The organism is Desulfoluna sp. (assembly GCF_030145185.1).
Classification (GTDB): Bacteria; Desulfobacterota; Desulfobacteria; order Desulfobacterales; family Desulfolunaceae; genus Desulfoluna.
In genome coordinates, this window is record NZ_JAQYWB010000024.1 from 51,288 (window position 1) to 62,719 (window position 11,432).

Sequence of the window (11,432 nt, forward strand, 5' to 3'; positions counted from 1 at the left end):
CCCGCCGATCCCAGGCCTTCATTCAAGCAGCTTCATAACCGTATTAACACCCTTACATCAATGAAGAAGGAAAGGAATTGAAATGGATTTCAACTTAACACCTCTGAACAAGATGGTCATCAAAACGGCAAGGGCGTTCTGTGAGACAGAGATCCCCGCGATTGACGCCTACATGAAAGAGCATAACGACTATCCCCCCTATCTCCAGGAGATCTTTGCCAAGCACCACATGCTCGGTATGGACATTCCCAAAGAGTTGGGCGGCATCGGTGCGGACAACTTCAACCTGATTCTCATTGCCGAGGAAGTGGGCAAAACCGCATCCACCTGTATGCTCCCCTTTTTCATGAACAACTCCGTCGCAGAGACCATCTGCCACTGGGGCACCGAAGAGGTGATCAAAAAATTCGTTCCGCCCCTGTGCGACGGAACCGCCTGGGCCTCCATGGCTTTTACCGAGCCCAACACCGGCTCAGACCCCCGCGCCCTGACCCTGACGGCAGAGCCTGACGGCGACGATTTTATCTTAAACGGCACCAAGCGTTTCATCAGCATGGCCAACAAACCCGGCCCCGGCGTCTTCTTCGCCAAAGACCTCTCCATGAAGGGCAAGCCCTTCGACACCACCGCCTTTATCGTCGACAAAATGTCTCCGGGCATCACCTTCTCCGGCCACTACGAGCTGATGGGCCTGGATGGCGCCGACACCTGCGATGTTTTCTTCACGGACGTCCGTGTGCCCAAAGCCAACATCCTGGGCAGGCAGGGCAAAGGCTTCCCCATCCTCCTCAGATGGATCGCCGGCGAACGCATCCAGCAGTGTGCAGCCACCATCGGTGGTGGCCAGGCCGCCCTGGACGAATCCGTCAAGTACGGCAACCAACGCGTTGTGGGCGGCTTCCCCATGGGCTACATGCAGGGTTTCTCCTGGATGCTGGCCGACATGAAGACCCGCGTCGAAGCATGTCGCCTCTTGTGCTACAAGACCGTCAAACTCCAGGACGAAAAAAATAAGGGGTTTGAAGCGGCCTCGTCTGAGCTCAAAGTGCTGACCGTGCCCCTGATCCAGGAAGTCTGCCGCCAGGCCGTTCAATTCCATGGATCCTACGGGTATTCCAAGGAGTACAAGGTCGAAAAAATCTTCCGAAACGCCATGCACTTAGGCGTTGTCGCATCAAGCCTTGAGATCAACAAAACCATTGCCGGCATGACGATTCTGACTCAAAAATAAGGCGCCCCTGAAACGTCAGCCACCCCGCATGCCAACCCTGACGCGGAGTGAGGCGATCGTTCAACAAGGCGGTCACACGTGAATCGACGACTTTACTGATTAAGAGGATTTTAAGATGAAAATCATTGTATGTATAAAGCAAGTTCCCGACGTCACCGAGGTAAAATGGGACGAGAACGGCTCCCTCATCCGAACCGGACTTCCCAGCATCATCAACCCCAACGATAAGAACGCCATCGAGGCCGCCCTCACGCTGAAAGAGGAGAAAGGGGCCGAGATCACCGTCGTCTCCATGGGCCCTCCCCAGGTGGAAGAAGCGCTTCGCGAAGCCATGGCCATGGGATGTGACCATGCGGTCCTTCTCACCGACCGCAAATTCGGCGGTGCAGACTGCTGGGCCACGGCGTATACCCTCGGCATGGCGATCAAAAAACTGGGCCATTTCGACCTGATCTTCTCCGGCGTAGAAGCCATGGACGGTAACACCGCCCAGGTCGGACCCGAAATCGCGGACTTCCTGGGGCTGCCCCTGCTCTCCTATGCAGAAGCCATCGAAGTGGGCGAAGGCACCGTAAAAATCCATCAGAAACTCGGTGACCTGACGCGCGTCATCGAAGGCCCCATGCCTGCCCTCATCACTTGCGAAAAAGAGCTCAATGTCCCGAGAATCCCCCGCATGGACCTCGTCTTTGAATGCTTTGAAAAAGAGATCAAGGTGCTGGGCATGGCCGATGTGGACGGTGAACTTGAAAACTTCGGCCTCAAAGGCTCCCCCACACGCCTCCGCAAGGTCTTTTCGCCCAAGCGAGCCAAGGCCCAGGTAGAGTTTCTGGAAGGAACGCCGAAAGAGTCCTCACAGAAGCTGGTCGAAAAACTGCATGAAATCAATGCTATCTAAGGAGACGATCATGACTGCAATAAAAGATCTGAGCGCATATAAAGGTGTCTGGGTATTTATCGAACAGTTCGAAGGCAAGCTGACGAACTCTACCCTCTCCCTGGAAATCCTGGGTGAAGGGCGCAAGCTGGCCGATAAGCTGGGGACCGACCTCACCGCCGTCATTCTCGGCGAGAACCTTGAAAAGACCGCCGGGGATCTCATCAAATACGGGGCGAACACGGTCCTGGTGGCCGATGCGCCCGTGCTGGCCAACTACCGCACCGAACTCTACACCGACATTATCTGCCAGGCCGCCAAAGAGAGAAAACCCGAGATTCTTCTGGTCGGCGCCTCGGCCACCGGCCGCGATCTGGCGCCCCGCATCTCGTTCAGGCTCCACACAGGCTGTACGGCTGACTGCACCGAGCTCGACATCGACGACGAAAAGAAAATTCTGGTCTCTACCCGTCCGGCCTTTGGCGGCAACGTCATGGCCACCATCCTCTGCCCCGATCACCGTCCCCAGATGTCCACGGTCCGCCCCGGCGTGATGATGCTGCCCACCTGGGACGAGGCCCGCACCGGTGAGGTGATTAAACTGGAGGTCACGGCCAAAGAAGAAGACGCCAAGGTCAAGATTCTGGAAGTCAAAAAACACGAAGCCTCTGCCCAGAACATCCAGGAAGCGGTCCGTGTCGTCTCTGCCGGCCTGGGCGCATGCACCGGCAACTGCTTTGATCAGCTCAAAGAGCTGGCCAAAGAGCTGGACGCAGAGATCGGCGGCACCCGCCCCGTGTTTGAAACCGGCCTCATCTCCCATGATGTCCAGATCGGCCAGACCGGCAAGACCGTCCGACCTGAGCTTTACATGGCCGTGGGAATCTCCGGCACGGTTCAGCACACCACCGGCATGGCCAACTCCAGGACCGTGGTCGCCATCAACAAAGACCCCAACGCGGAGATCTTCAAATTTGCCCATTACGGCATTGTCGGAGACGCAAAAGCCGTGGTTCCCGCGCTGATCGCACAGCTCAAGGCGTCCAGAAACTAATGATTTTACCAAGGTCACGGGGCCTGTCAGAATAGACAGGCCCCGCCCTTTTGCCTGTTGATGCGGCAGCACACGATGCGACCCGCGACCGTTGGCGCTCACCCCTTTTGTGGTGACGCCACCCTGCCACGGAGCACTCACCGATCCGGCCGCCGCCTTCAACCTTAAGGAGGAACGGTGATTCAGACAAAAATAACCGAGATGTTCGATATCGACTACCCCATCATCTGCGGTGCGATGATGTGGATCTGTAAACCGACACTGTGTGCAGCCATCTCCAACGCAGGCGGCATGGGAAACATCACAGCGGCAATCTACAAAACAGAAGACGAATTCCGGGCCGCTCTCAAAGAGACCCGAACACTGACGGACAAGCCTTTCACCGTCAACATTACCCTGCTGCCCTCCATCAATATCGGACCGGAGCATCACAAGATGTACCTCAGGGTCTGCGCCGAAGAGCGCGTGCCTGCCCTTGAAATCTCCGGTGCACCCATCGACAAGGCGTGCGGCATGGAGTACATCGACATGCTCAAGAAAGCCGGCGTCAGACTCTTCCACAAGGTCGGGTCCGTCCGTCACGCCCTCCACGCCGAAAAAGCCGGGTACGATGGCATCTACGCCGCAGGCATCGAAGAGGGCGGGCATCCCCTCTCCGACGACGTCACCACCATGCTCCTCACCCCCCGTATCGTGGAGTCCGTCAGCATCCCCGTCGTTACCACCGGAGGCATCGCCAACGGCAAAACCATGGCCGCCGCCCTGATGCTCGGCGCCGACGCCGTTATGATGGCCAGTCGGTTCATGGCCACGCAAGAGTGCGAAATCCATCCCAAAATTAAAGAGGAGCTGGTCAAGCGCCAGGAGCGCGACACCACCCTGATCTGCAAGTCCGTCAACCTCCAGGGCCGAGCCCTGATCAACCAGACCACCCAGTCGGTTCTCGATGTAGAACGCGAAGGCGGCGGGCTTGAAAAAATCATCCCCCTGATCACCGGAGACAAATGCCTCAGGGCCTGGGACACCGGCGATGTCAACATCGCCCCCATGATGGTGGGGCAGTCCATCGGACTGATCCACGAGGTCCTTTCCTGCAAAGAGCTCATCGCCACCATGGCGGCAGAAGCCGAGGCGCAGATCGGTCGCGTCACGGAGAAAATTCGCGCATAAAACACGGCCATTTTTCTATCCCACCCGTGACAAGGGCGGAACGTTTAAAAACGTTCCGCCCTTTTTTTTGGCGGCCACACAAACAAGGCCTTTATCCCCACCTCAAGACCTGTTGGCTTGAATAAATCGACCAGGGGTTGTCCCCACCACACGCTTGAAATGGCGGGTAAGATGACTCTGATCCGAAAATCCGGTGGCCAGAGCCGCGTCACCGATAGCGGCCCCTTTCACCAGGAGCTTCCGGGCTTCAGCGATGCGATAGTGAGTCACATACCGATGGGGTGAGATGCCATAATGAAAGGTAAAAAGGCGTTGAAGATGAAAGGGGCTGAGGCAGGCCACGTCCGACAGGGACGCCAAGCTGATCGGCGCATCATGGTGGGCCTGGATATAAGAGCGTACCCGTGCCATGGCTCCCTGCTGCCGTCCCACCCGGCACACCTCTGGAGGGGCCTGGGCAAAGGCAAGGACAATCTCCGCAAGAAGGGTATAAAGATGACTCTCTTTCTCAAACGAAGGAGACAATGGATCTGAAAGCATCTCAAAAAAGTCGCCGAGTCTTCGACTGATCATTCCATGCGTTCTGTGAACACCCTCAAACCACACCCCGGGCTCGGCTCTTTCCGAAATCTGAGAGGCCACACGGGCCAAAACAGAAGAGGCGATGGAGAGGAGCGCGTAGCTGTGAGCGCCCCCTTCCCCGGAGGTACAAGCATGCACCAGCCCGGGGTTCACAACAAAAAGATCCCCACAGGGGATGCGCACCTCATCCCCATCATGGGAGATCATCCGAACCCCCTTTTGAACCCGCCCCACAATACAGGTCGCGTGGATGTGCTTCCCAAAAACGTTGGTGACATCCTCCCCTGACACGGCTTCAATGCCTCGCAAAAAGGGGAGGCTCGTAAACGTGATCCGCTCTCGTGTTCCCATGCCGCGTCCGTTCCCTCCAAAAACTTTTCTGGCTTTAAGCCTTCCCCCAGTTTAGACCAGAGCCGGGAAAAATTTGGCAAGGAGCATCAACCCCGCATCCCCGGCCGTCACGCTGTGGTCCTCGCCTTGGGGGATCACTGCCATGCGTCCCATATGGTAAGGATAACTCGCCCCGCTAAACTCAAGGAACCCGTCCCCGCCCACCACCTCATGAAGTTCCCACTGCCCCTGGTGCGCATGCTGCTCCAGGGTACAGTTCGGCTCGATGCGAACCACGTGGGCGCTCAAGGCCCCTTCTGTCTTCTCCCCCGTGATGAGGGACTTCAAATACACCCCTTTTAAACTGGGGTGCGCGCACCACGCCCCGGCCCCTGAGGACACCTCGTCCCCTTTGTATGTCACTGAGCCGTTGGCCATCGCTGCAAAAAATTCTCTTTCCATAAGATCCTCCAGATACAAGACATGTGGGTTGATGTTGACTACAGGGACAACCTACCGACATCCCTTTCGACCGTCTTGAAGGATCTTGCGAAAATGGCCGGGTGCCTGTGTAAAGACAACCCGGCCAACAGCCTTCGTACCCTGCGTTCAAGGTGGCACACAGTGCCGCAGGGTGCTTATTTTCTATTGATTTTCGTCTCTCTCCAGAGCGTACCAGTCAATCTGTCGGCTCATATACATAACCCCGGTCAAGGCCAGAAAAAGGCCAACGCTGCCCATAATCAAGGCATAATCTTCCAGTTGAAGGACGATGTAGAGGTAGGCGTACAAGATGGCCAGGATGCCAAACACCGTCAAGGAGAACTGGTTGTTTCTCAAAATTCCCCGGGAATAACCCGTGATGAGGACGGTGACGGCCGACGCCGACAGGAGATAGGCCAGATCGAAGGTCAGGTGCTCAGAGAGGGAGAGCAGCAGGACGTAGAAGAGGAGCACGGCCAGCCCGATCAGGAGATACTGAATCGGGTGAACGCGTTTTTTGGTGAGGATCTCGGAAAAAAAGAACGCCGAAAAGGTAAACACGATAAACATCACCGCATATTTGGAGAGACGCATCGATTTCTGATAGATATCCGCCGTGATCAGCAGCTTCAGCCCAAAGGCTGCGTCACCCACCTTATACTGATTCCCCGCCCAGAACTGGGGGAAGTTTCTATTTAGGTGAAGCACGGTCCAGCCCGCGGTAAACCCCTCGCCTGTCACCTCCCGTTCGGCAGGAAGAAAGGCCCCGTTGAAGCTCGGAGACGGCCAGCTTGAGGCCAGGGTCACCTGGGTTGTCTCTCCCACCGGGATAAAATGAATCTCCTCACTGCCGTTGAGCTTTATCCGCAGGGAAAAATGGGTGCCGTCCATGCCTGGAGAGAGGGGAATCGCACACTTCACGCCGGAGGCGGCGATGTCTGTTGTGTTCAATCCCGGACTCGCCTTGTACTCCCGGTCCCCAAAGGTCACCGTAATCTTGTCCTGAATCCCCCGCATGTCGGTGAGCCCCATGGAAAAAACGGCTTTTTCCCAAAGCACATGCTGTGGATCGATATTGGACTGGGCCAGCACGGGAAGCTCAAAATCACCGTTTATCTCCATCTCAGCCGTGTACAACACCGCCTCATAAAGACTCCGGTATCGAATTTGAGGCGCAAGCCGCCCATGAATCGTCACTTTTTCCGGTAAAAAATGAAGATATCGAAGGGTATATTTCAACCTCTCATCGTCTTTATCACGGTAAAACGATTTGTAGGGGACGGTGAAAAAGGGACCGGTCAAGGTCTGGCTGTTGCCCCACTTGGCGTTGATCTCCCGGACCACATCATCTCTTCTATACTCCCGCTCCCGCATCAACGATGAGATCATGGACATGGGAATCAGAAGGACCAGCACCAGCACGCCGATGGAGATCACCTTCACCGTGGCAGAGTTTCGAATAAACGCACCGGTCTTTCTGATTGTCTCCTGCTTTTTCATACCGTCTCCTTAAAAGCGTTGGGCTCACACAAAAAAAGGGCTCCCCTTCACTCTGAGCTACTTCGTCGCCCGAAACTTCACCTGAACCCCCTTGATAAAATTACGCAGGATCTGATCCTTGCACTCCCGGTAATGCTTGTGGCCCTCTTTTCTAAAAAAAGCGCTCAACTCCGACTTGCCCAGGTTGAAATCCCCCAGGGCCAGAATGGCCAAGACCTCTTCAGAGCTTAAGTTCAAGGCGATCTTCAATTTTTTGAAAATCAGGTTGTTCGTCAAACGCCTCTCCGGCTCGGGCTGGGGCCCCTCTTTTTTGCCCCGTTTGTCGTTGATGAGCCCATTTAAAAAAGTTGCCAGATCACGGTCGGGGAGCGCCACATAGGAGGGCTCATCTTCTCGTTTCAACCACGTGAGCACCTGCTCGCGGGTCACCTCACGGCCCCCGGAGGCAAACAGATCCACCACTTTGGGGTCGCTGAAATCAAAGGCATACCGAATCCGTCGTAACACATCGTTATTATCCATCTTGTTGTCCTTTATTTTAAAATATAATGAGCTTGTCCATCCTCGGATTTCTGCTCATTTTTTTAGAAAGCCCACATAGAGGGCCTTATTGAAAAGCCCACAGGTGAAAAGAATCCCTGGGCGCTATTCTCATTTCCCTTTACATCCCATACACACTTGAATTAGTAAATCAAAACTGTTTGACTTAAATGCGTAAAGACAGAAAACGCGATCTCACTTTATATCCTGCTGTCCCTGCGCCCCCTGTTATACGCTTCATGGAAAGAAATAAGTAACATGAAATCTTCCGGTATCCTCCGTCACACCCCCAGCGCCCTGACCACGCTGTTTGCTCTCATCGTCTTCCTGGCCGGAACCGCGCACGCCGACTGCAGAGGATGCTGTTCCGGCCACGGCGGGGTCACCTGCTCAGGAGGCCACGCCCAATGCGCCGACCAGACCCCGCTGTCCCCCGCATGCCGGGCAAAAGACTGCGCCCCCTGCGACACAGGGGCCGTCAGCTCTCGCCGGGGCCTAAGCGCCCCCTCTGAGCCCCTCACCATCGCCAACTTCAATATCCAGGTCTTCGGCAGGTCAAAGGCCGGCAAACCCGAGGTCATGGAGACCCTGGGAGCAATTATCTCACAATTTGATGTGGTGGCCATACAGGAAATCAGAGACAAATCGGGGCAGGCCATAAAAGCCCTGGAAAAAGAGGTGGACGCCCTCGGGCAGGACTACCAGGTCGTTCTCGGGCCGCGCCTGGGACGCACCGCCTCCAAAGAGCAATACGCCTTCATGTACCGGAGCGAGACCCTCGAATACCTCCGCTCCTACACCTACGATGACTCGCGAGAGGACCGCTTCCACAGAGACCCCTTCATCGCCCGGTTCAAAGCAAAACACGGTAACTTTTCGTTTGTTCTCATCACCCTCCACACCGACCCGGATGAGGCCACCGCAGAAATCAACGCCCTGCCGGAGGTGGTGGCCGATGCCCGCGCCCACTTCCCGGAAGAACCCCACCTCCTTATCCTCGGAGACTTAAACGCCGACTGCGCCTATTACGATGAAGACGATACCTCCTCGGCCCTGAGAAGCCCCAACTACCGATGGCTCATCACCAACGCCATGGACACCAACCTCGCCGCCTCGACGTGCACCTATGACCGCATCATCATCACCGCCGAGACCGCCCCCTACGCCCCCGACAAGGCAAAGGTCTTCCGCTTCGATCAAGCCTTCGGCCTCTCCCCAAAACAGGCAAAAGCCGTCTCCGACCACTACCCGGTCTATGGCACCTTCACCCCCACAGAATAAAAATAAGACGTAACTATTCAGCTCTTGAAAAGCAGCCTCCGGCGGCAAGGTGTGCCACCTTGAAAGCAGGTTGCGGATGCGCTTTGTCCCTCGTTCCTCGGGTCAAATCACATCCGCCTTCAAAGATAAATTCATCGGGTCAACTCATAAAAACCTGTTTGTCAAACTTTTCAAAAGTTTGGCCCCCGGCAGGGCCGCCAGCGGCAACGTAGCGCCACCTTGGAAATGGATTTACACATGCTCTGCGGCTATCGGTACTCTCTACACCTCGCGTCCGCATTCGCATGAAGGGTGAGGGGATGCCTCGTACGGCGCAAGCGCACGATCAATCACACTCTCCCGCGCAACACCTCTTCAGCCAGAAAACGAATCACCGAAGGGCCGGAAAGAGCCTGAGCCGAGAGGCCTTCTCCCCCGGCCAGGCCCTGAAAACAACGGAGGGCGTCCTCGTCCGCCAGGACGATTTTCTCCGGAACCCAGCGCAGGGTGTCCTCCTCAAGATTGTACACGACAAAGGGGCCGAACCCGTCGCCCCCTCTCTCATCTTTCGAGAACCGGCCCCGGATATGACAGTGATCCATCCGCAAGGTTCCGGGAGCCGGCAAAAGCCCAAGCAGCTCCCCAAAAAGAGCGAGGCTTTCAACCACGGCATCGGCATCTTTCCACTCCACGGCGGCCCGGCCTTCATACTCCAGCTGACGAATATCTTCCTCACAAAAGGAGAGATCCAGCCGGGAGAGCCCTTCCTGGTAGACGGTCTCCACCGATGTTTCTTTTCGGCTGACCAGCACATCCGCGTCATTTAATATGCGCATGGCATTTCGAATGCTGATCATCTCCTTTAAGGTCGGCTCTTTCCGCAAGGCCACATCCCCCACGGTGGTGTGGTAAGCCGGGAGATCGTTGTCCAGCACAAAAATGGTCTGTACCTCGTCATCGGCGGTGCCTTCACGCAGATAGAGCTCCAGCCCCCGAAGCGGCAGGCACCGGAACCCGGCAGACAAGAGCAGCGCTTTCATGGCTTTTTTATCGACGTGGCAACCGCTGCCCACCGGCCCCAGGGTAGAAAGGACCCGCTGTCTCCGCTGTCCCATCGCTATTTTTTTTAAAAGAATCTCTTTAAACGGCATGGGGACTCTCGTCTCCGGGAGCTCTCTGTCCGTTCACGTAGACCGGAAAAGAGATGGATTCGAGAAGTTCCCGGCGCCTCGTCCCCAGGCGTCCGCGCTTCAGGTAGGTGCGTTGCATCTGGACCCAGTACCTCAGGCCGTCGTAATGGGGTGCATTCTTGGGAAAGCGAGCCGACCCATTCGTGGCCACAAAGGTCTGGTATGCGTCATAAAAGCCCATCCACGCCGCATCGGTCAGCAACGCCTTCTTTTGCCGTCTTCGGCTGCGTTTTCGGGCACTTTCGATTTTTTTGTCGTCCACTTCCCCGCAGGAGGGACGCACCACACGCGCCGCCATCTCCGCCACGGCCTCCCCGAGGCAACTTCGGGCCGACTCCCATGATCTCATTCCCGTCAGCTCCCGATAGGCCTTCCGACACGAGCTGTCTCCGGAATCCGCCAGGAAAAGCGAAGAAAATACCCCCGTATCGGGCTCTCCATGGGGCCGTGTGTGAAGATATCCGGCAAACCGCGTGCGCACCTCCGGGGAATCCTCGAGCAGATAACTTCGAAACCTCTGACGCCAGACCAACCCGCGACGCCCGTGCTGCCGGTTTGAATACCGAGAAAACCGAGGCTGAAACAGACGGGCATACTCCAGAATCGAGTGCATCTTCTTCAAATAGCCCTTAGAGAGCGAGACAAACTTCTTTCTCTCTTTCACCCCCGCACTCACCAGGGCCTCGGCCGCGTCATCGCCATACCAGAGAGCGACCCGCCGACTCAACTCTGCCTCATCCACCTCGCCCGGTGGGTAGACCCGAACCAACGCCCCATACCCCCTGGGCGTCACATGCCAGCACAACCGTTCCACCCCACAATACTCTGCTGCATCTGCCATTAATTCGACGAGTTCCTCTTGCGCTTCCAGGCTCAAGTCCGGCAAATCCAGCGCGATCTCGTTGCTGATGGCGTACAGCGCCACCTCTCCCTCCAGCATCAAACGCAATTCTCGCATCACAGGCTCCTTTTCTGGTTTCTATGAACAAGCAGACAGATGAAAACGTTGACTTGCTGCGATCTCTCCCTGGCCAACAAAGCCCCCAAAAGGGGGCATTCGTCCATCCAAAACGCATCGGGTTTGTACCGACGCCAGGATTCTTTACGTGAAACGGATTAAAAAAAGGAGGGCAGCAGGATAATTAACCATAATTATGTGAATAAATGTATTTTGTCAAATATCTGGACGGTTTCTGCAGGTCTCGCATCCCTGAA

The 11,432-nt window shown here is 56.1% G+C and carries 11 protein-coding genes; 5 read left to right on the forward strand and 6 right to left on the reverse strand.

Annotated elements, in window-relative coordinates; all coding sequences use genetic code 11:
- The first annotated feature begins 82 nt into the window (after positions 1–82).
- The 4 genes from Q1Q75_RS09720 to Q1Q75_RS09735 all read left to right on the forward strand — a co-directional run bounded on the left by Q1Q75_RS09720 (position 83) and on the right by Q1Q75_RS09735 (position 4,332).
- A complete protein-coding gene (locus tag Q1Q75_RS09720) occupies positions 83–1,231 on the forward strand; it encodes an acyl-CoA dehydrogenase family protein (RefSeq protein ID WP_300669846.1) in 1,149 nt (382 codons plus the stop codon).
- A gap of 115 nt (positions 1,232–1,346) precedes the next feature.
- Positions 1,347–2,129, forward strand: coding sequence for an electron transfer flavoprotein subunit beta/FixA family protein (locus Q1Q75_RS09725; RefSeq protein ID WP_300669848.1), 783 nt, complete (start codon positions 1,347–1,349; stop codon positions 2,127–2,129).
- 10 nt (positions 2,130–2,139) lie between these two features.
- Positions 2,140–3,162 (forward strand): electron transfer flavoprotein subunit alpha/FixB family protein, encoded by a 1,023-nt coding sequence (locus Q1Q75_RS09730; RefSeq protein ID WP_300669850.1) that lies wholly within the window; start codon positions 2,140–2,142, stop codon positions 3,160–3,162.
- 177 nt (positions 3,163–3,339) lie between these two features.
- Positions 3,340–4,332 carry a nitronate monooxygenase gene (locus tag Q1Q75_RS09735; protein WP_300669852.1) on the forward strand — a complete coding sequence of 331 codons (993 nt, stop codon included), beginning with the start codon at positions 3,340–3,342 and terminating at the stop codon, positions 4,330–4,332.
- Between the two features lie 102 nt (positions 4,333–4,434).
- On the opposite strand, the gene Q1Q75_RS09740 is transcribed toward Q1Q75_RS09735, so the two are convergent.
- From Q1Q75_RS09740 to Q1Q75_RS09755, 4 genes are all read right to left on the reverse strand, one after another.
- Complete coding sequence (locus Q1Q75_RS09740; protein WP_300669855.1) at positions 4,435–5,265, reverse strand: AraC family transcriptional regulator; 831 nt, start codon at positions 5,263–5,265, stop codon at positions 4,435–4,437.
- A 51-nt stretch (positions 5,266–5,316) separates the two neighbouring features.
- Entirely contained in the window at positions 5,317–5,706 is a 390-nt protein-coding gene (locus tag Q1Q75_RS09745; RefSeq protein ID WP_300669857.1) for a cupin, read from the reverse strand.
- A 183-nt stretch (positions 5,707–5,889) separates the two neighbouring features.
- Complete coding sequence (creD, locus tag Q1Q75_RS09750; protein ID WP_300669859.1) at positions 5,890–7,227, reverse strand: cell envelope integrity protein CreD; 1,338 nt, start codon at positions 7,225–7,227, stop codon at positions 5,890–5,892.
- Between the two features lie 57 nt (positions 7,228–7,284).
- The gene (locus tag Q1Q75_RS09755; protein WP_300669861.1) at positions 7,285–7,749 is read right to left on the reverse strand and encodes a DUF1456 family protein; all 465 of its coding nucleotides are present in this window, start codon (positions 7,747–7,749) and stop codon (positions 7,285–7,287) included.
- Between the two features lie 276 nt (positions 7,750–8,025).
- Here Q1Q75_RS09755 and Q1Q75_RS09760 point away from each other — a divergent pair, with 276 nt between their 5' ends.
- A complete protein-coding gene (locus tag Q1Q75_RS09760) occupies positions 8,026–9,048 on the forward strand; it encodes an endonuclease/exonuclease/phosphatase family protein (protein WP_300669863.1) in 1,023 nt (340 codons plus the stop codon).
- A 329-nt stretch (positions 9,049–9,377) separates the two neighbouring features.
- On the opposite strand, the gene Q1Q75_RS09765 is transcribed toward Q1Q75_RS09760, so the two are convergent.
- Entirely contained in the window at positions 9,378–10,178 is an 801-nt protein-coding gene (locus Q1Q75_RS09765; RefSeq protein ID WP_300669865.1) for a hypothetical protein, read from the reverse strand.
- Positions 10,168–11,175 carry a helicase associated domain-containing protein gene (locus tag Q1Q75_RS09770; RefSeq protein WP_300669867.1) on the reverse strand — a complete coding sequence of 336 codons (1,008 nt, stop codon included), beginning with the start codon at positions 11,173–11,175 and terminating at the stop codon, positions 10,168–10,170. Before Q1Q75_RS09770 ends, Q1Q75_RS09765 begins: the two co-directional genes overlap by 11 nt.
- Between the last annotated feature and the right edge of the window lie 257 nt (positions 11,176–11,432).